We start from the raw sequence: 18,384 nt of genomic DNA, 5'->3' as shown, positions 1-18,384 counted from the left end.
GTGCAGACGAACCTGAGTGAACAAGCCAAGCGTCTGCCGCGTGGCGAAGAAGCCGAACGCATCCTGCGGACCTGCGTGCATTGCGGCTTCTGCAACGCCACCTGCCCGACCTATCAGCTGCTCGGCGACGAGCTGGACGGGCCGCGCGGGCGCATCTACCTGATCAAGCAGGTGCTCGAAGGCAACGAGGTCACCGCCAAGACCCAGTTGCACCTGGACCGTTGCCTGACCTGCCGCAACTGCGAAACCACCTGCCCCTCGGGGGTGCAGTACCACAACCTGCTGGACATCGGCCGTGCCGTGGTCGATGCGGCCGTGCCGCGTCCGCTGGCCCAGCGTGCGCTGCGCGAGAGCCTGCGCGCCGTGGTGCCGAACGCCAGCCTGTTCAAGGGCCTGACCCAGGTCGGCCAGGTGTTCCGCCCGCTGCTGCCGGAGGCCCTCCAGGCCAAGCTGCCGCGCGCCGCCCGTGCCGCCAAGCCGCGTCCCGAGCCGCGCCACGGGCGCCGCGTGCTGATGCTCGAAGGCTGCGTGCAGCCGGGCCTGTCGCCCAACACCAATGCGGCCACGGCGCGGGTGCTCGATCGCCTCGGCATCAGCGTCACGCCGATCTTCGAGGCCGGCTGCTGCGGCGCCGTGGACTACCATCTCAACGCCCAGGACAAGGGCCTGGAGCGCGCCCGGCGCAACATCGACGCCTGGTGGCCGGCCATCGAGCAGGGCGCCGAGGCCATCGTGCAGACCGCCAGCGGCTGCGGCGCCTTCGTCAAGGAATACGGCCACCTGCTGGCCCAGGACCCGGCCTACGCCGAGAAGGCCAAGCGCGTCAGCGCCCTGGCCAAGGACCTGGTCGAGGTGCTCGGCGCCGAGCCCCTGGAGCAGCTCGGGGTGCGCGGCGACAAGCGCCTGGCGTTCCATTGCCCCTGCACCCTGCAACACGCGCAGAAGCTCGGCGGCGCGGTCGAAGGCGTGCTCAGCCGCCTCGGCTTCAGCCTCACCGCCGTGCCGGACAGCCACCTGTGCTGCGGCTCGGCCGGCACCTATTCGCTGACCCAGCCGGAGCTGTCCAAGCAGCTGCGTGACAACAAACTCGACGCCCTGGAGAGCGGCCAGCCGGAGGTGATAGTCACCGCCAACATCGGCTGCCAGACCCACCTCGACGGCGCCGGCCGCACCCCCGTGCGGCACTGGATCGAACTCGTCGAAGAAGCCCTGAATTAACCGGAGATCACCATGTATACCAAAGCCGTATTGAGCCAGACCGAAGTCAGTCGCATCCTCGCCGCCGCCCGCGCCGAAGCCCAGCAGAACCAGTGGGCCGTGGCCATTGCCGTGGTCGACGACGGTGGCCACCCGCTGGCCCTGGAGCGCCTCGATGGTTGCGCGCCGATCGGCGCCTACATCGCCACCGAGAAGGCCCGCAGCGCGGCCATCGGCCGTCGCGAGACCAAGGGTTACGAGGACATGGTCAACGGCGGTCGCAACGCCTTCCTGTCCGCCCCCCTGGTGACCTCGCTGGAAGGCGGCGTGCCGGTGATCGTCGACGGCCAGGTGGTCGGCGCGGTGGGCGTGTCCGGGGTCAAGGCCGACCAGGACGCGCAAGTGGCCAAGGCCGGCATCGCCGCCCTGGGCTGATTCGAATACTGACGCGGCGCCCTCGGGAGCCGCTGCCGGCGCCCGGCGCCGCCTGAGTGAAGTTTGATGGAGAGTAGAGAAATGACCGATCGCGTGAACTGCCAGCGCCTGCAAGTGGCCGCCAACCTGCAACGTTTCGTCGACGAGGAAGTGCTGCCGGGCAGCGGTATCGAGCGCGAGGCGTTCTGGGCCGGATTCGACGCCCTGGTGCACGACCTGGCGCCGCGCAACCGCGCGCTGCTGGCCGAGCGCGATGCCCTGCAGGCCAAGCTGGACACCTGGCACCGCGAGAACCCGGGCCCGGTGGGCGACATGCCGGCCTACCGCGCCTTCCTCGAGTCCATCGGCTATCTGCTGGCCCAGCCGGACAGCGTGCAGGCCAGCACCGCCAACGTCGACAGCGAGATCGCCAGCCAGGCCGGCCCGCAGCTGGTGGTGCCGGTGATGAACGCGCGTTACGCGCTGAACGCCGCCAACGCCCGCTGGGGCTCGCTGTATGACGCCCTGTACGGCACCGACGCCATTTCCGAAGAAGGCGGCGCGGAGAAGGGCCCGGGCTACAACCAGACCCGCGGCGCCAAGGTCATCGCCTTCGCCCGCGCCTTCCTCGACCAGGCCGCGCCCCTGGCGACCGGCTCCCACGCCGACTCCGTCAGCTACCGGGTGGTCGACGGCCAGCTCCAGGTGACCCTGGAGGACGGCACCCAGACCGGCCTGGCCCAGGCCGACAAGTTCATCGGCTACCAGGGCGAGGCCAGCGCGCCCAAGGCCGTGCTGCTGAAGAACAACGGCCTGCACGTGGAAATCCAGATCGACCCGAACAGCCAGATCGGTGCCACCGACGCCGCCGGCGTCAAGGACCTGCTGATCGAGGCCGCGCTGTCGACCATCCTCGACTGCGAGGACTCGGTGGCCGCGGTCGATGCCGACGACAAGGTGGTGGTCTACCGCAACTGGCTCGGCCTGATGAAGGGCGACCTGACCGAGGAACTGGAGAAGGGCGGCAAGCGCATCGTCCGTCGCCTCAACCCGGACCGCGAATACACCGCCGCCGCCGGTGGCGAGCTGAAGCTGCACGGCCGCTCGCTGCTGTTCGTGCGTAACGTCGGCCACCTGATGAGCAACCCGGCGATCCTCGACGGCGAAGGCAACGAGATCCCCGAGGGCATCCTCGATGGCGTGATGACCAGCCTGATCGCCCTGCACGACCTGCAGCGTCGCGGCAACTCGCGCACCGGCAGCGTCTACATCGTCAAGCCGAAGATGCACGGCCCGGCCGAAGTGGCCTTCGCCGACCAGTTGTTCGGCTGCATCGAGGACCTGCTCAAGCTGCCGCGCCACACCCTGAAGATGGGCATCATGGACGAGGAGCGGCGCACCAGCGTCAACCTCAAGGCCTGCATCGCCGCCGCCAGCGCGCGGGTGGCCTTCATCAACACCGGCTTCCTCGATCGCACCGGCGACGAGATGCACACCGCCATGGCCGCCGGCGCCATGCTGCGCAAGGGCGACATGAAAAGCAGTGCCTGGATCCAGGCCTACGAGCGCAACAACGTGCTGGTCGGCCTGAGCTGCGGCCTGCGCGGCCGTGCCCAGATCGGCAAGGGCATGTGGGCCATGCCTGACCTGATGGCGGCCATGCTCGAGCAGAAGATCGGCCACCCCAAGGCCGGCGCCAACACCGCCTGGGTGCCGTCGCCGACCGCCGCCGTCCTGCATGCCCTGCACTACCACCAGGTGGACGTGCAGGCGGTGCAGCGCGAGCTGGAGGCCATCGACCTGAACAGCCAGCGCGACGAACTGCTCAACGGCCTGCTCAGTGTGCCGGTGGCCGCCGAGCGCAACTGGAGCGCCAGCGAGATCCAGGAAGAACTGGACAACAACTGCCAGGGCATCCTCGGCTACGTGGTGCGCTGGGTCGAGCAGGGCGTCGGTTGCTCCAAGGTGCCGGACATCCACAACGTCGGCCTGATGGAAGACCGCGCCACCCTGCGCATCTCCAGCCAGCACATCGCCAACTGGCTGCACCACGGCGTGGTCGGCGAGGGCCAGGTGCGCGAGACCCTGGAGCGCATGGCCAAGGTGGTCGATCAGCAGAATGCCGGTGATGCGCACTACCGGCCGATGGCGGCGAACTTCGCCCAGTCGGCGGCGTTCCAGGCGGCCAGCGATCTGGTGTTCAAGGGCCGCGAGCAGCCCAGCGGCTACACCGAGCCGCTGCTGCACGCCTGGCGTCTGCGCTTCAAGCAGCAGGCCTGATTCGCGGAGCGAGCGGTAGAACCCCGGCCACCACACGCGGCCGGGGCTGCAGAGCATGGACGCACGCCCCGGGCATTCCGGGTGCGGGCGTCGACAGGTCGGCCCGGGTCAATTGCCCGGGCAGGCCAAATGCATGGCGCCGGGTCACCCCGGAATATGACGGTTCACAAAAACAATCAGGAACCAACCCATGAGTCAAACACTGCTGTCGATCCTGGCCTTCGTGCCGCTGGTGCTGGCGGGTGTGCTGCTGATCGGCTTCCGCTGGCCAGCCAAGTACGCCATGCCGGTGGTCTTCCTGCTCACTGCGATCATCGGCCTGACGGCCTGGGACATGTCCTTCAACCGGGTCCTGGCTTCCAGTCTGCAAGGCCTGATCCTCACCGCGGCGATCCTCTGGATCATCTTCGGTGCGATCCTGCTGCTCAACACCTTGAAGCACTCCGGTGGCATCGCCGCCATCCGCCGCGGCTTCGCCACCATCACCCCCGACCGCCGGGTCCAGGCACTGATCATCGCCTGGCTGTTCGGCTGCTTCATCGAGGGTGCATCGGGTTTCGGCACGCCGGCCGCAGTCGCCGCGCCGCTGCTGGTGGCCCTGGGCTTCCCGGCCCTGGCCGCGGTGGTGCTGGGCATGATGGTGCAGTCCACGCCGGTATCCTTCGGCGCCGTCGGTACGCCGATCCTGGTGGGCGTCGCCGGTGGTCTGGATCAGGCCGGCATGACCACTCAGCTGGCCGCGCTGAACAGCAGCTGGGACGTGTTCTTCCACATGATCTTCTCCCGGGTGGCCATCACCCACGGCCTGATCGGCATCCTCATGCCGCTGATCATGCTGTCGATCATGACCCGCTTCTTCGGCAAGAATCAGTCCTGGAAGGAAGGCCTGGAAATGGCACCCTTTGCCATCTTCACCGGCCTGTGTTTCGTGCTGCCCTACATGGCCGCCGGCGTGTTCCTCGGCCCGGAGTTCCCGTCGATGATCGGCGCCATGGTCGGTCTGGCCATCGTGATCCCAGCCGCCAAGGCCGGTTTCCTGCTGCCCAAGACCACCTGGGACTTCGCCGACGCCAAAGAGTGGCCGGCCGAGTGGATGGGCAAGATCGAGATGAAGCTGGAGGATATCGTCGGCAAGACGCCGATCTCCGTGCGCATGGCCTGGGCGCCCTACGTCCTGCTGGCGATCTTCCTGGTGGCTTCGCGGGTGTTCCCGGAGCTGAAGGCCGCGTTGATGAGCGTCAGCTTCGGCTGGATCGATATCCTCGGCGAGACCGGTATCTCCGGCAAGATCGAGCCGCTGTACCTGCCCGGCGGCATCCTCTGCGCCGTGGTGCTGATCACCGCCTTGCTGCACCGCATGCGCCTCTCGGAACTGGGTGCCGCGGTTCACGAGTCGAGCCGCACCCTGCTGGGCGCCGGTTTCGTGCTGATCTTCACCATCCCGATGGTGCGCATCCTGATCAACTCGGGGGTCAACGCCTCCGACCTGATGTCGATGCCGGTGGCCATGGCGCAACTGGTGGCAGACAGCGTTGGCGGCATCTACCCGTTCTTCGCCCCTGCAGTCGGCGCCCTGGGTGCCTTCATCGCCGGCTCCAACACCGTGTCCAACCTGATGCTGTCGCAGTTCCAGTTCAACGCGGCGGGCCTGCTCGGGGTCTCCGGCGCGATGATGGTGGCCGCTCAGTCGGTTGGCGCCGCGGCGGGCAACATGATCGCCATCCACAACGTGGTGGCGGCGTCGGCCACCGTCGGCCTGCTCGGTCGCGAAGGCATCACCCTGCGCAAGACCATGCTGCCGACCCTCTACTACCTCGTGGCTGCCGGTAGCCTGACCATGATCGCCATGTACGGCATGGGCATCACCGACCCGCTGCTGCAAGCGCGCTAAGCGCCTGCGCTGCTGCCCGCCGCCTGGCGGGCAGTTCCCGACCCAGGGCCAAGCCGCCGGGTGACATTCGTCGCCCGGCGGCTTGGCGCATCTGCACAATTGCGGTAGCGTGCCCCGCGCAAAACCGTGAGACTCGCCAGAGGTGGCTATGAAGAAATGGCAATGTGTGGTCTGTGGGCTGATCTACGACGAGCGTCAGGGCTGGCCCGATGAAGGCATCGCCGCCGGAACGCCGTGGCAGGACGTGCCCGAAGACTGGCTGTGCCCGGACTGCGGCGTCGGCAAGATGGATTTCGAGATGATCGAGATCGCCTGAGGCCAAGAATTGCAGACGGCGGCCCTGGCCGCCGTTTTTTATGCGCCAGCCGATCTTGGCCGCGGGGCGGCAATTGCAGTAGGGTCTGCTGAAGTTTCCGCTACACGGAGCCCCCATGAGCAAGTGGCAATGCATCGTTTGCGGCTTCATCTACGACGAAGCCGAAGGCCTGCCGGATGAGGACATCCCGCCCGGCACCCGATGGGAAGACGTTCCCGCCGACTGGCTCTGCCCGGATTGCGGCGCGAGCAAGGCCGATTTCGAGATGATCGAGCTTTCCTGAGCGACCCGGTCTGCGAAGCCAGTCGCCCAATGCGCGCCGACACCCCGCTGTCGTCGCGCCCCAGCAGCAGATGAGGAAGGGATGATGAGTGCACCCGTGGTGATCGTCGGCACCGGATTGGCCGGCTACAACCTCGCCCGCGAGTTCCGCAAGCTCGACAGCAGCACGCCGCTGCTGCTGATCAGCGCCGATGATGGCCGCTCCTACTCCAAGCCGATGCTCTCCACCGGTTTCGGCAAGCACAAGGATGCCGACGGCCTGAGCATGGCCGACGCCGGCGCCATGGCCGAGCAGCTGAACGCCGAGATTCGCACCCACACCCGCATCACCGGCATCGACCCCGGGCACCGGCGCCTGTGGATCGGCGAGGAGGCCGTGCCCTACCGGGACCTGGTGCTCGCCTGGGGCGCCGAGGTGATCCGCGTGCCGGTGGCCGGCGATGCCGACGACGCGATCTTCCCGATCAACGACCTGGAGGACTACGCGCGCTTTCGCGCCGCCGTGGCCGGCAAGCGCCGCGTGCTGCTGCTGGGCGCCGGGCTGATCGGCTGCGAGTTCGCCAACGACCTGAGCGTCGGCGGCTACCAGGTGGAACTGGTCGCGCCCTGCGAGCAGGTGATGCCCGGCCTGCTGCACCCGGCGGCCGCAGCGGCGGTGCAGGCCGGGCTTGAAAGCCTGGGCGCGCGCTTCCACCTCGGCCCGGTGCTGGCCAGCGTCAACCACCAGGGCGAAGACCTGGTGGCCCAGCTGTCCGACGGCAGCCTGATCGACTGCGACCTGGTGGTCTCCGCCGTCGGCCTGCGCCCACGCACCGAACTGGCCGCGGCCGCCGGGCTGGACGTCAATCGCGGGGTGATGGTCGATCGCCAGCTGCGCACCTCCCACGCCAATATCTACGCCCTGGGCGACTGCGCCGAGGTCGACGGCCTCAACCTGCTCTACGTGATGCCGCTGATGAGTTGCGCGCGGGCCCTGGCCCAGACCCTGGCCGGCAAGCCGACGCGGGTTGCCTATGGCCCCATGCCGGTCACGGTGAAGACCCCGGTGTGCCCGCTGGTGGTCTCGCCACCGCCGCGCGGCCTGGCGGGCGAGTGGACGGTGGAGGGGAGCGGCAGCGACATCAAGGCGCTGTGCCGGGATGCCGCGGGCAATCTGCTGGGCTATGCCCTGACCGGCGCGGCCGTGCAGGAAAAGCTGGCGCTGAATAAGCTGTTGCCGCCGCTGCTGGCCTGATTGCCATTCAATCCGGCGTTTATGCCCTGGTATCGTCCGGTCGAACTGTCGAGTGACACTGGCGCAGGGCCAGATCACATGCCATCCTCCCTGGGTCTGCCGCAGCGTAGAGCCGTTGCGGCGCCTTGGCCGCTGTTCTGGTCGAACAGCTCGGACACAACAACAATAACCGTCTAAGAGGCAATTATGCGTAAACCGGAACTCGCCGCCGCCATCGCTGAAAAGGCCGATCTCACCAAGGATCAGGCCAGCCGCGTACTCAATGCCGTACTCGAAGAAATCACCGGTGCACTGAACCGCAAGGACAGTGTGACCCTGGTTGGCTTCGGCACCTTCGTCCAGCGTCACCGAGGTGCGCGCACCGGCAAAAACCCGCAGACCGGCCAGCCGGTCACTATCAAGGCCAGCAACACCGTCGCCTTCAAACCGGGCAAGTCCCTGAAAGACGCAGTCAACTGAGCAACGCCCGCCCGGAGTCGCACGGCTCCGGGCCATCTCCCCAACCCTCTCTGTTCCCCGGCCACGACCATGCTTTGGTTTGGCTGTGCTCTCCCGTCCATCCCGCTACAATGCGCCGCCATTTACGTCACCCGCCGAGGCCGTGCGCATGAAGTTCCGTTTTCTCCTGTGGATGCTGGGCCGCCTGATGGCCAAGGCCAGCCGCGAAAATCCCGCCTTCCAGCAACAACTGGCAGACCGCGACATGGTGTTCCAGCTGCACACCCTGGACGGCAAGGTCGCCCGGCACTTCATCGTCAAGGACCAGCGCATCAGCAGCAAGCGCGGTCCGGCCAGGGAGCCGGCCTTTGCCCTGGGCTTTCGCGATGGCGCCTACGGTTTCGCCACCTTCAACGCGAAGAACAAGCAGCTGGCCTTCATGCAGGGCATCCAGAACAAGGATATCCAGATCCAGGGCAATCCTGCGCTGGTGCTGTGGTTCCAGGGCTTGACCAAGTACCTGGCGCCGAAGAAGCGCATCGAGCAGAAGGCCGCCTGAAACCACCACTGGCTGGCGTTCGGTGCTTTGGTTAGGCTGGGCGCACTCATTGTGGAAGAGCGTCCATGCGTTTGATTGTTGCGGCCATGCTGGCCATTGGGGTGGCGCATGCCGCGCCGCCCAAGGCCGAGGCCTTCGACCCGCTGCTGGAAATGGCGGGCTTGCGCCTGCTCTGTGAGCAGGGTGCGCCCCTGCTGCAACGCGGCATGAGTCCGGCGCAGCAGGCGCAACTGAGCCAGGCCTTCGCCGCCGATGGCGTGTGCCGCGACTTGGCCAAGGGCCTGGCAGACCGGGTCGATCGGCGCCAGCTGCAGCAGGCGCAGCAATTGCTCGACAGCCCGCTGGCCCGGCGGTTCACCGCAGCCGAGCGGGCGGTTGGCGACGACGGGGGCGCGGCCCTGGCCAGTTATCGGGCGCAGCTCGCGGCGCGCCCGCCGCGCCAGGATCGCCTGGCCCTGGTGCGGCGTCTGGATGCGGCTGCGCGCACCACCGCCCTGGCCGCCCTGCTGCGCTACGAGGTGGGCAAGACCCAGGCCTTGCTGGCGCTCAGGGAACGTGGCGAATCGATCGACGAGCAGGCCCTGAGCAGCCAGACCCAGGTCCAGGCCGAGGCCCTGCGAAAATCCAGTGCAGCGGCGGTGGAATCCTTCATGCTCTTCGCCTATCGGCGCATTCCCAGCGAGCAGCTGGCCGAGTACGTCGCGCTCTACGAGCAACCCGCCCTCAGCCATCTGCTGGAGAGCAGCGTGCAGGTGATGCCGCAGCTGTTCGCCGTGCGTCGCGACGCGCTCAGGTAGGCATTCCGCTGGCATGAGAAAAGGGGCCCTATGGCCCCTTTTTCATGCTCAGGCGAGCGCTCAGTGCAGCGGGTGGAACTGGGCCGCCAGTTCGCGCAGGGCCGCCTCGGCGGCCAGCACCTTGTCGACCGCCTCCTCGGCCTTGTCCCGGCTCAGGCCCAGGGCGTCGAACAGGCTCTGCGGGATCTCGCCCTGGGGCCCGGCGCCGATACCGCGATTGCGCAGCAGGCTGACCGCCAGGCACACCAGGTTCGGGTAGGCGGCATGGGGGCCGGCGTACTCCGGGTCGTGCTGGAAGCGCAGGGCGCTGGCCAGCTCTTCGGGCATGTCCCAGTAGCGCATCAGCCAGGCGCCGATCTGTTCGCGGGTGATACCCAGCAGGTGCTGCTCGATGTAGCCGGGGGACAGGTGCGGGTTGACCTCCAGGTGCCGGCAGATCAGCGAAAAGTGCGGCGGGAAGACATGGGCCAGCACCAGGTAACCGAAGTTGTGCAGCAAACCGGCAAGGTAGGTCAGCCCGGCCTCCGGACGTTGCGCCCGGGGCATGGCGCGGGTCAGGCCCTCGATCACCGCGGCGCTGTAGATCGCCTGCTGCCAGTACGGGGTGGCCTGCTGCGGCTGGTCCTTGGGCAGGCTCAGGGTCTTGCCCAGGGCCAGGCCGAGGGCCAGGTTGATCACCAGGTCGAAGCCCAGCACGCGGACGATGGCGTCCTCCACCGAGCGGATCTTGCCGGGGGCGGCGTAGTAGGGCGAGGCGGCCCAGCTGACCACCTGGGCGGCCAGGGCCGGGTCGGTTTCGACCACGCCGGTGATGTCGTCCACCGTGGCGTCCGGATCGACCCGCAGCTTGATGATCCGCTGCGCCGTCTGCGGCAGCGGCGGAATCTCGATGGTTTCCTCCAGGCGTTGCTGGATGCGCCGGGCGGTGAAGGCCTGCACCGCCTGGCTGATTTCGTCGCGGTCGTCGTCCGGGCGGTCGAGGTTTGGCTGGATATGGCTCAGCGGTTCGCCGAAGCGCGCCGCGCTGGCCTTGCTCAGCAGGCCCTTGAAGGCCTCGCTGGCGATTTCCAGCAGCACCCCGGGCTGGCCCGAGGCGACGTACAGGTTGGGCTCCTGCAGCAGGCGCTCGTCATACAGGCAGGGCGAGCTGGTCAGCGGCGGCAGCCCGGGCAGCTCGCCCAGCTCGTGCTTGTCGAGCATGCGCGCCAGGCGCTCGGGTTTGACCGCGGCCAGCTTGCGCCCGGTCAGTTCGGCCAGGCGATTGAGGTCGAGCAGCTGGTTCTGCGGGTAGAGCACCAGCAAGGCGCCGACCGCATCGTCGAGCAGTACCGCCTGCACGCGCCGCGCCGCAGGCAGCTGCGGGCTGTCGCCGCAAACCCGGTAGGCAAGCGCGAGCTTGTCGAGCAGCTGCAGGATCACGGCCGGTGGACGCGGCGTGGACTCGGGGGCGAGGGCGGCTTCAGTCATGAGGGAATCCGGCGTAGGGGGAGCGATTGCCCCGAAGTATAAACAGCGGGCGGGCAGACGCACGGCGAGACGACAGACGCGTCGCCCGCGGCATCACACCTGCCCATATTGTTGACCATGACGCAGCCAGCGCTGCAGCAGCGGACTGACGTGCTGCGGCCAGTGCGCCAGCAGGGCCTGGGCGGCATCGCGCACGGCCGGCAGCAGGTCGGCGTCGCGCATCAGGTCGGCGACCTTGAACTGCAGCAGGCCGGTCTGCCGGGTGCCGAGCATTTCGCCGGGGCCACGCAGCTCCAGGTCCTTCTCGGCGATGACGAAGCCGTCGCTGGTCTCGCGCATGATGCCCAGGCGCTCACGACCCAGCTGCGACAGCGGCGGGTGGTAGAGCAGCACGCAGTGGCTGGCCGCGCTGCCGCGGCCGACCCGCCCGCGCAGCTGGTGTAGCTGGGCCAGGCCGAGGCGTTCGGGGTTTTCGATGATCATCAGGCTGGCATTGGGCACGTCGACGCCGACCTCGATCACCGTGGTGGCGACCAGCAGCTGCAACTGGCCCTGCTTGAACTGTTCCATCACCGCGGCTTTTTCCGCCGGTTTCATGCGCCCGTGGATCAGCCCGACATGCAGGCCGCCCAGGGCGGCGGCGAGGTCCTCGAAGGTGGTCTCGGCGGCCTGGCAGGTCAGTTCCTCGGACTCCTCGATCAGGGTGCAGACCCAGTAGGCCTGGCGCCCCTCGTTGCAGGCCGAGCGCACCCGCTCGATCACCTCCAGGCGGCGGCCGTCGGCGACCAGCACGGTGTTCACCGGCGTGCGTCCGGGCGGCAGCTCGTCGAGGATCGAGGTGTCCAGATCGGCATAGGCACTCATCGCCAGGGTGCGCGGGATGGGGGTGGCGGTCATGATCAGCTGGTGCGGACACAGCCGCCCGCCGACCCCCTTCTGGCGCAGCGCCAGGCGCTGCTGTACGCCGAAGCGGTGCTGCTCGTCGATGATCACCAGGGCCAGGTTGCGAAACTGCACCTCGTCCTGGAACAGCGCGTGGGTGCCGACCACCATCGGCACGCCGCCGGCGATCTGCGCCAGGGCGGCGGCGCGCGCCTTGCCCTTGAGCTTGCCGGCCAGCCAGGCGACCTCGAGGCCGAGCGGCGCCAGCCAGCGGCTGAAGTTGAGGAAGTGCTGCTCGGCGAGGATCTCGGTCGGCGCCATCAGCGCCACCTGGTAGCCGGCCTCCAGGGCCTGCAGGGCGGCGAAGGCGGCGACCACGGTCTTGCCGGCGCCGACGTCGCCCTGGACCAGGCGCAGCATCGGCTCGTCCTGGCTCAGGTCGTAGGCGATCTCGGCGCCGACCCGCTGTTGCGCGCCGGTGGGCGGGAAGCCCAGGTTGCTCAGGAACTGCTGCGGCAGGCGCTTGGCGATCGGCAGGTGCGGCGCCTGCTGCGCCCGTACCTGTTCGCGCAGGCGTTGCAGCGACAGCTGGTGGGTCAGCAGTTCCTCGAAGGCCAGGCGGTGCTGGGCCCAGTGACGGCCCTCGGCCAGCTCCTCCAGATCGGCGTCCGGCGGCGGCCGGTGCAGGTAGCGAATGGCCTGGTCCAGGGGGCCGAGGCGGTAGTCGCGGGCCAGCTCCTCGGGCAGCCAGTCCGGCAGGCTGTGCGGGCCGAGGCGGGCCAGGGCCTGCTCGCTGAGGCTGCGCAGGCGCTGCTGGGTCAGGCCTTCGGTGGTCGGGTAGATCGGCGTCAGGGTCTGTTCCACGGCGATCGGCTCGCCGCCCGACAGCGCGCGGTATTCGGGGTGGTAGATCTCCAGCCCGGAGGAGCCGGGGCGCACCTCGCCGTAGCAGCGCACCAGGGTGCCGCGCTTGAGGCCTTCCTTCTGCGCCTGGCTGAAATGGTAGAAGCGCAGGCTGAGGGTGCCGCTGCCGTCCTGCAGGCGCACCAGCAGGCTGCGGCGGCGGCCCATGACCACGTCGGCGCCGGCGACTGTGCCCTCGATCACCGCGTCCTGACCGGGGCGCAGGGCGCCGATCGGCACGATGCGGGTGCGGTCCTGGTAGCGCAGCGGCAGATGGAACAGCAGATCCTGCAGGGTCTCCAGGCCGACCTTGGCGAGTTTCTCGGCCAGGGCGGCGCCGACGCCTTTCAGCGCGGCGACGGAGATGGCGGCCAGTTCGCTCATGGGCCGGACTTAGGCGGGCTGCGCCTGGGGCTTGGCCACCGAGCACAGGCGGATCGAGTCGGCCAGCACTTCGATGGCGTTCGGCCGCGGGAAGCTGGCGCGCCAGGCGATGGCCACGGTGCGGAACGGCGTCGGGGGGCTGAGCGGGCGGACTTCGATCACCCCCGGGGCGTAGTGGTGGCTGTCCACCGCGGAGAACGGCAGGATCGAGACGCCGAGGCCGGAGGCGACCATGTGGCGGATGGTTTCCAGCGAGCTGGATTCCACCGTGGTGTGCTTGGCGTGTTCCTCGCCGCCCTTGCGCAGGCTCGGGCAGGCCTCCAGCACCTGGTCGCGGAAGCAGTGGCCCTCGCCGAGCAGCAGCAGGCTCTTGTCGTTGAGCAGCTTGCTGTCGATGCTCTTCAGCTCAGCCCAGGGGTGGCCCGTCGGCATCAGGGCATAGAAGGGTTCGTCGTACAGCGGCTTGGTCAGCACATCGGCTTCCTGGAACGGCAGGGCGATGATGATGGCGTCCAGCTCGCCGGTGCGCAGCTTGTCGCGCAGCACGTGGGTGAAGTTTTCCTCGATATACAGCGGCATTTCCGGGGCGACCCGGTGCAGCTGGGGAATCAGGTGGGGAAACAGGTAGGGGCCGACGGTGTAGATGGCGCCGATCTTCAATGGCGCGGTCAGCTGGTTCTTGCCGGCCTGGGCCAGCTCGCGGATGCCCTGGGCCTGTTCCAGCACCTTCTGCGCCTGAGTGACGATGCCCTCGCCGACCGGGGTCAGGCGCACCGCGCTCTTGCTGCGTTCGAAGATCAACACGCCGAGCTCGTCCTCGAGCTTCTTCACCCCCACCGAAAGGGTCGGTTGGCTGACGTGGCAGCGCTCGGCGGCGCGACCGAAATGCTGTTCCTGGGCCAGGGTGACGATGTAGCGCAGTTCGGTGAGGGTCATAGCGTATATCCATTGAAGTGCCGCTAAGCATAGCCTTTGCATTGCAACGAACCAACCGCGCTACACTGCCTCATTGCGAAAATATGGAGGTGCCCATGGCGAGTTCTGCCTGCGTGTTGATCGCCGGCTGCGGTGACGTCGGCAGCCGTCTCGGGTTGAGGCTGGCCGAGTGCGGCTGGGAGGTGTACGGGCTGCGCCGCTCGGTGGAGCGCCTGCCTGCCGCAATCAGACCGGTGGCCGGCGACCTGCAGGGCGATGACTGCCCCCCCGCCTGGCCCAGTGGCCCTCTGGATTACCTGGTGTACTGCGCCGCCGCCAACCAGCGCGATGAGGCCGGCTACCGGGTGATCTATGTCGAGGGCCTGCGCCGGGTGCTGGGCTGGCTGGCGCAGCACGGGCAAAGACCCAAGCGCCTGCTGTTCGTTTCCAGCGGCGGCGTCTATGGCCAGCAGCAGGGTGAATGGGTGGATGAGGACTCCCCGGCCGAGGCCGAGGGCTTCTCCGGGCGGGTCATGCGCGAGGCCGAGCAAATGGCCTTGCACAGCGGCCTGGCCGCCACTTTGGTGCGCCTGGCCGGACTCTACGGTCCGGGCCGGCAGTGGCTGCTCAACCAGGTACGCCAGGGCTACCGGGTGGCCAGCGAACCGCCGTTGTACGCCAACCGCATCCACGTCGACGATGCCGCGGGTCTGCTGGCGTTTCTGCTACAGGCCGATGTCGACGGCGTGGCGCTGGCCGATTGCTACCTCGGCGTCGATGACGCGCCGGCGCCGCTGCATGAAGTGGTGGCCTGGCTGCGTCAGCAGCTGGGTGTCAGTCACTGGGACGAGGCGTCGGCGGTGCGCCGGGCCGGCAGCAAGCGCTGCAGCAACGCTCGCGCCCGGGCGCTGGGCTGGACGCCGAATTATCCCAGCTACCGGGAAGGCTATGGTGCGCTGCAGGCGCAGGGCGAGGGGCCGGTCGGCAGCTAGTGGCGCTGCAGCCGCCAGCGCCGCGGGCCCTTGCGGTATTCGGGCATCTCGTCGATTTGCGCCTGGTTGACCGCGTCGTAGATGCTCAAGCGGTCGCCATCGCGCTCGAACAGCCAGGCCTGGCCCTGCTCGCCGAATTGCAGCCATAAACTGTCGTACTCGCCGCTCATCGCCGCACAGTCGCCGGCCAGGCACAGGGCGTAGCGTTCGGCGCCGGGCAGGCCCTCGACCCGGCCGTCGGCGTGAAACAGCACCAGGCCGCCTTGACCCGGGCCGTGCTGGATCGTCCAGCGCCCACCGAGGTAGGCCTTGTACAGCGCCTGCTCGAAGCTGCTGCCGGCCGGGGCGTGGGCAGCAGCAGCCGTCGTCGGTTGGACGAAGCGCTGCTCCGGCCAGGTGCCGCTGGCGGCCTGCACCAGCTGGTCGCCGTCGAGGCTGAGGTATTCGTGGTAATCACCGTAGAAATCGATTCGCAGGCGTTCGTCGGCCTCGCGCACCAACCGGCCTTCGTCGTGCTCATAGCCATTGCTGTAGCTGGCGCGCCGGCGTTGCGGTTCGATCCGCCATTCCAGGTTGGGGCCGTAGGCGAGCAGGGCTTCGCGCAGATGACCGTCCTGGCTGGCGGCGTCGATCGCCGCCTGGTTGATCCAGATGCCACCTGGGTCGACGGATTGGCTGGCGCAGCCGGCCAGCAGCCAGATGAACAGCGGCGCAATGAGGATTGTGCGCATCGGTGATTCCTTGCACGCGGGAGAAGGGCGGGGCGTCATGCCCCGCCGCTGGACTTATTCCAGTACCAGAATAGCGTCCATTTCCACCTGCGAGCCCCGCGGCAGGGCGGCCACGCCGATGGCGGCGCGGGCCGGATAGGGCTGCTCGAAATAGCGGCCCATGAGCTCGTTGACCTTGGCGAAGTGCGACAGGTCGGTAAGGAAGATGTTGAGTTTGACGATGTCCTTGAACGAACCGCCAGCGGCCTCGGCCACGGCCTTGAGGTTCTCGAACACCTGCACGGTCTGCGCCTCGAAGCCCTCGACCAGTTCCATGGTCTTGGGGTCCAGCGGAATCTGTCCGGACATGTAGACGGTGTTGCCGGCCTTGATCGCCTGGGAATAGGTGCCGATAGCGGCTGGGGCCTTGTCGCTGCTGATCACGCTCTTGCTCATGGGAACTCCTGAAAAGGGTTGCGAGGGATTAGGCGCTGCGTCGCGCTATTGGGCGCCGCGCAGCGGCGGCCGACTAGGGTCGGCGAAAGCCGGGGCCGCTGTCAAAGTACAGTTGGCTGGAAATGACTCGTCGGTCGGGAGTCAGGCGCGTACGCGGGTGATGCGGATGACGCCGGCGAGGGCACGCAGCTTCTTGATCACCCGGGCCAGGTGCACGCGGTCATGCACGCTGACCACCAGCTGCACCACGCTGATACGGCCGTCGCGCTCGTCCATGCTGATCTTCTCGATGTTGCCGTCGGCGGCGTTGACGCTGCCAGCCAGCAGGGCGATCAGGCCACGCTGGTGCTCCAGCTCGACGCGCAGCTCTACGTTGAACTCGCCGGTGACGTCCTTGGCCCAGGACAGCTGGATGCACTTCTCCGGGTTGTGGCGGATCTCGCCGATATTGCGGCAGCTCTCCAGGTGCACCACCATGCCCTTGCCCGCCGACAGGTAGCCGACGATGGGGTCACCGGGAATCGGCGTGCAGCACTTCGCGTAGCTCAGCACCAGGCCTTCGGTGCCGCGAATCGCCAGCGGACCCTCGGCGTTCGGCAGTTCGTCGCCGCCCTCGGCCAGCAGCCGGCGGGCGACCACATAGGCCATGCGATTGCCCAGGCCGATGTCCTCGAGCAGGTCCTCGATCAGCTCCAGGCGGTACTCGCCGAGCACCGCCTTGACGCGCTCGGCCGGAATCTTCTCCAGATGGCTGTCGAAGCTGGCCAGCACCTTGTTCAGCAGGCGTTCGCCGAGGCTGATCGATTCGGAGCGGCGCTGCAGCTTGAGGGCGTGGCGGATGTGGGTGCGCGCCTTGCCGGTGACCACGAAGTTGAGCCAGGCCGGGTTCGGGCGCGCGCCGGGGGCACTGACGATTTCCACGGTAGAGCCGCTCTGCAGCGGCTCGGACAGCGGCGCCAGGCGGCGGTTGATGCGGCAGGCGATGCAGGTGTTGCCGACATCGGTGTGCACCGCGTAGGCGAAGTCCACCGCGGTGGAGCCCTTGGGCAGCTCCATGATGCGGCCCTTGGGCGTGAACACGTAGACCTCGTCCGGGAACAGGTCGATCTTCACGCTCTCGATGAATTCCAGGGAGTTGCCGGCGCGTTGCTGCATCTCCAGCACGCCCTTGACCCACTGCCGCGCGCGGGCATGGGTGCCCTTGGGCTGGTCGTCGCCCTCGGACTTGTACAGCCAGTGGGCGGCGATGCCGTTGTTGGCCATCTCTTCCATTTCGCGGGTGCGAATCTGGATCTCGATGGGCACCCCGTGCATGCCGAACAGGGTGGTGTGCAGCGACTGGTAGCCGTTGGCCTTGGGGATCGCGATGTAGTCCTTGAAGCGCCCGGGCAGCGGCTTGTAGAGATTGTGCACGGCGCCGAGCACGCGGTAGCAGGTATCGACCTTGTCGACCACGATGCGGAAGGCGTAGACGTCCATGATCTCGTTGAACGCCCGGCGCTTGCCGCGCATCTTCTGGTAGATGCTGTAGAGGTGCTTCTCGCGGCCGATCACCTCGCCTTCCATTCCCTCGCGAGCCAGGCAGTGGACCAGCGACTCCTCGATCTTGTTGACGATTTCCTTGCGGTTGCCGCGGGCCCGGCGCACGGCGGCGCGAATGCGCTCGGAGCGCATCGGGTGCATGGCCTTGAAGCCCAGGTCCTCGAATTCCACGCGCAGGCTGTGCATGCCCAGGCGGTTGGCGATGGGGGCGTAGATTTCCAGGGTTTCCTTGGCGATGCGCCGGCGTTTCTCGCCGGACAGCACTTCCAGGGTGCGCATGTTGTGCAGGCGGTCGGCCAGCTTGACCAGGATTACGCGGATGTCGCGGGCCATGGCCATGGCCATCTTCTGGAAGTTCTCGGCCTGGGCCTCGGCCTTGGTCTCGAAGTTCATCTGGGTCAGCTTGCTGACCCCGTCGACCAGTTCGGCCACGGTCTCGCCGAACTGCGCGTTGAGCGCTTCCTTGGCGATGCCGGTGTCTTCGATCACGTCGTGCAGCATGGCCGCCATCAGGCTCTGATGGTCCATGTGCATGTCGGCAAGAATGCCCGCTACGGCCAGCGGGTGCGTGACATAGGCCTCGCCGCTGCGACGGCGCTGGCCGTCGTGGGCTTGTTCGGCGTAGAAATAGGCGCGGCGGACCAGATTGACCTGGTCACCGTCGAGATAGGTCGAAAGCCGTTCGGCGAGGGCGTCTATGCTCGGCATGGAAGTTCTCCCTGCCG

The 18,384-nt window shown here is 67.9% G+C and carries 17 protein-coding genes; 11 read left to right on the top strand and 6 right to left on the bottom strand.

Annotation, left to right across the window (positions count from 1 at the left end; translation table 11 throughout):
- From glcF to KDW96_RS11150, 10 genes are all read left to right on the top strand, one after another.
- Entirely contained in the window at window positions 1–1,218 is a 1,218-nt protein-coding gene (gene glcF, locus KDW96_RS11195) for a glycolate oxidase subunit GlcF (RefSeq protein WP_255836333.1), read from the top strand.
- A gap of 12 nt (window positions 1,219–1,230) precedes the next feature.
- A complete protein-coding gene (locus KDW96_RS11190; protein WP_255836332.1) occupies window positions 1,231–1,632 on the top strand; it encodes a heme-binding protein in 402 nt (133 codons plus the stop codon).
- Between the two features lie 81 nt (window positions 1,633–1,713).
- A complete protein-coding gene (locus KDW96_RS11185) occupies window positions 1,714–3,891 on the top strand; it encodes a malate synthase G (RefSeq protein WP_255836331.1) in 2,178 nt (725 codons plus the stop codon).
- A 190-nt stretch (window positions 3,892–4,081) separates the two neighbouring features.
- Window positions 4,082–5,782, top strand: coding sequence for an L-lactate permease (locus KDW96_RS11180; protein ID WP_255836330.1), 1,701 nt, complete (start codon window positions 4,082–4,084; stop codon window positions 5,780–5,782).
- Window positions 5,783–5,930: 148 nt separating this feature from the next.
- On the top strand, window positions 5,931–6,098 hold the full coding sequence (locus tag KDW96_RS11175) for a rubredoxin (protein ID WP_213639853.1): 168 nt from the start codon (window positions 5,931–5,933) through the stop codon (window positions 6,096–6,098).
- Window positions 6,099–6,213: 115 nt separating this feature from the next.
- On the top strand, window positions 6,214–6,381 hold the full coding sequence (locus KDW96_RS11170) for a rubredoxin (protein ID WP_255836329.1): 168 nt from the start codon (window positions 6,214–6,216) through the stop codon (window positions 6,379–6,381).
- Window positions 6,382–6,465: 84 nt separating this feature from the next.
- Window positions 6,466–7,614, top strand: a complete 1,149-nt coding sequence (locus tag KDW96_RS11165; RefSeq protein WP_255836328.1) for an NAD(P)/FAD-dependent oxidoreductase — start codon at window positions 6,466–6,468, stop codon at window positions 7,612–7,614.
- A gap of 186 nt (window positions 7,615–7,800) precedes the next feature.
- On the top strand, window positions 7,801–8,073 hold the full coding sequence (locus tag KDW96_RS11160) for an HU family DNA-binding protein (protein ID WP_208707821.1): 273 nt from the start codon (window positions 7,801–7,803) through the stop codon (window positions 8,071–8,073).
- A gap of 148 nt (window positions 8,074–8,221) precedes the next feature.
- On the top strand, window positions 8,222–8,611 hold the full coding sequence (locus KDW96_RS11155; RefSeq protein ID WP_255840471.1) for a helicase: 390 nt from the start codon (window positions 8,222–8,224) through the stop codon (window positions 8,609–8,611).
- A gap of 65 nt (window positions 8,612–8,676) precedes the next feature.
- Entirely contained in the window at window positions 8,677–9,408 is a 732-nt protein-coding gene (locus KDW96_RS11150; RefSeq protein ID WP_255840470.1) for a hypothetical protein, read from the top strand.
- 60 nt (window positions 9,409–9,468) lie between these two features.
- Here KDW96_RS11150 and KDW96_RS11145 read toward each other — a convergent pair whose 3' ends face one another.
- The 3 genes from KDW96_RS11145 to KDW96_RS11135 all read right to left on the bottom strand — a co-directional run bounded on the left by KDW96_RS11145 (window position 9,469) and on the right by KDW96_RS11135 (window position 13,980).
- Window positions 9,469–10,875, bottom strand: coding sequence for an aminoacyl-tRNA deacylase and HDOD domain-containing protein (locus KDW96_RS11145; protein WP_255840469.1), 1,407 nt, complete (start codon window positions 10,873–10,875; stop codon window positions 9,469–9,471).
- A gap of 93 nt (window positions 10,876–10,968) precedes the next feature.
- A complete protein-coding gene (recG, locus tag KDW96_RS11140) occupies window positions 10,969–13,044 on the bottom strand; it encodes an ATP-dependent DNA helicase RecG (protein ID WP_255840468.1) in 2,076 nt (691 codons plus the stop codon).
- 9 nt (window positions 13,045–13,053) lie between these two features.
- Window positions 13,054–13,980, bottom strand: coding sequence for a hydrogen peroxide-inducible genes activator (locus KDW96_RS11135; protein ID WP_255840467.1), 927 nt, complete (start codon window positions 13,978–13,980; stop codon window positions 13,054–13,056).
- A gap of 95 nt (window positions 13,981–14,075) precedes the next feature.
- Between KDW96_RS11135 and KDW96_RS11130 the strand changes: the two genes are divergently transcribed.
- Entirely contained in the window at window positions 14,076–14,951 is an 876-nt protein-coding gene (locus KDW96_RS11130; RefSeq protein WP_255840466.1) for an SDR family oxidoreductase, read from the top strand.
- Here the strand turns inward: KDW96_RS11130 and KDW96_RS11125 are convergent.
- The 3 genes from KDW96_RS11125 to spoT all read right to left on the bottom strand — a co-directional run bounded on the left by KDW96_RS11125 (window position 14,948) and on the right by spoT (window position 18,367).
- The gene (locus tag KDW96_RS11125) at window positions 14,948–15,682 is read right to left on the bottom strand and encodes a hypothetical protein (RefSeq protein WP_255840465.1); all 735 of its coding nucleotides are present in this window, start codon (window positions 15,680–15,682) and stop codon (window positions 14,948–14,950) included. The two genes, KDW96_RS11130 and KDW96_RS11125, sit on opposite strands and share 4 nt — an antisense overlap.
- Before the next feature lie 54 nt (window positions 15,683–15,736).
- Window positions 15,737–16,117, bottom strand: a complete 381-nt coding sequence (gene ridA, locus KDW96_RS11120) for a RidA family protein (protein ID WP_255840464.1) — start codon at window positions 16,115–16,117, stop codon at window positions 15,737–15,739.
- A gap of 141 nt (window positions 16,118–16,258) precedes the next feature.
- The gene (gene spoT / locus KDW96_RS11115; protein ID WP_255840463.1) at window positions 16,259–18,367 is read right to left on the bottom strand and encodes a bifunctional GTP diphosphokinase/guanosine-3',5'-bis pyrophosphate 3'-pyrophosphohydrolase; all 2,109 of its coding nucleotides are present in this window, start codon (window positions 18,365–18,367) and stop codon (window positions 16,259–16,261) included.
- Between the last annotated feature and the right edge of the window lie 17 nt (window positions 18,368–18,384).

Source organism: Pseudomonas benzenivorans, from assembly GCF_024397895.1.
GTDB classification, from domain to species: Bacteria; Pseudomonadota; Gammaproteobacteria; order Pseudomonadales; family Pseudomonadaceae; genus Aquipseudomonas; species Aquipseudomonas benzenivorans_A.
The sequence above is the reverse complement of the archived record's forward strand: the minus strand, read 5'-3'. Positions and strand labels throughout refer to the sequence as shown.

Coding starts and splice junctions, on each gene's coding strand:
- KDW96_RS11125 (WP_255840465.1), bottom strand. CDS start 15,682: ATGCGCACAATCCTCATTGCGCCGCTGTTCATCTGGCTGCTGGCCGGC.
- KDW96_RS11190 (WP_255836332.1), top strand. CDS start 1,231: ATGTATACCAAAGCCGTATTGAGCCAGACCGAAGTCAGTCGCATCCTC.
- KDW96_RS11180 (WP_255836330.1), top strand. CDS start 4,082: ATGAGTCAAACACTGCTGTCGATCCTGGCCTTCGTGCCGCTGGTGCTG.
- KDW96_RS11130 (WP_255840466.1), top strand. CDS start 14,076: ATGGCGAGTTCTGCCTGCGTGTTGATCGCCGGCTGCGGTGACGTCGGC.
- KDW96_RS11170 (WP_255836329.1), top strand. CDS start 6,214: ATGAGCAAGTGGCAATGCATCGTTTGCGGCTTCATCTACGACGAAGCC.
- KDW96_RS11160 (WP_208707821.1), top strand. CDS start 7,801: ATGCGTAAACCGGAACTCGCCGCCGCCATCGCTGAAAAGGCCGATCTC.
- KDW96_RS11150 (WP_255840470.1), top strand. CDS start 8,677: ATGCGTTTGATTGTTGCGGCCATGCTGGCCATTGGGGTGGCGCATGCC.
- recG (WP_255840468.1), bottom strand. CDS start 13,044: ATGAGCGAACTGGCCGCCATCTCCGTCGCCGCGCTGAAAGGCGTCGGC.
- KDW96_RS11145 (WP_255840469.1), bottom strand. CDS start 10,875: ATGACTGAAGCCGCCCTCGCCCCCGAGTCCACGCCGCGTCCACCGGCC.
- spoT (WP_255840463.1), bottom strand. CDS start 18,367: ATGCCGAGCATAGACGCCCTCGCCGAACGGCTTTCGACCTATCTCGAC.
- KDW96_RS11185 (WP_255836331.1), top strand. CDS start 1,714: ATGACCGATCGCGTGAACTGCCAGCGCCTGCAAGTGGCCGCCAACCTG.
- KDW96_RS11155 (WP_255840471.1), top strand. CDS start 8,222: ATGAAGTTCCGTTTTCTCCTGTGGATGCTGGGCCGCCTGATGGCCAAG.
- KDW96_RS11175 (WP_213639853.1), top strand. CDS start 5,931: ATGAAGAAATGGCAATGTGTGGTCTGTGGGCTGATCTACGACGAGCGT.
- ridA (WP_255840464.1), bottom strand. CDS start 16,117: ATGAGCAAGAGCGTGATCAGCAGCGACAAGGCCCCAGCCGCTATCGGC.
- KDW96_RS11135 (WP_255840467.1), bottom strand. CDS start 13,980: ATGACCCTCACCGAACTGCGCTACATCGTCACCCTGGCCCAGGAACAG.
- KDW96_RS11165 (WP_255836328.1), top strand. CDS start 6,466: ATGAGTGCACCCGTGGTGATCGTCGGCACCGGATTGGCCGGCTACAAC.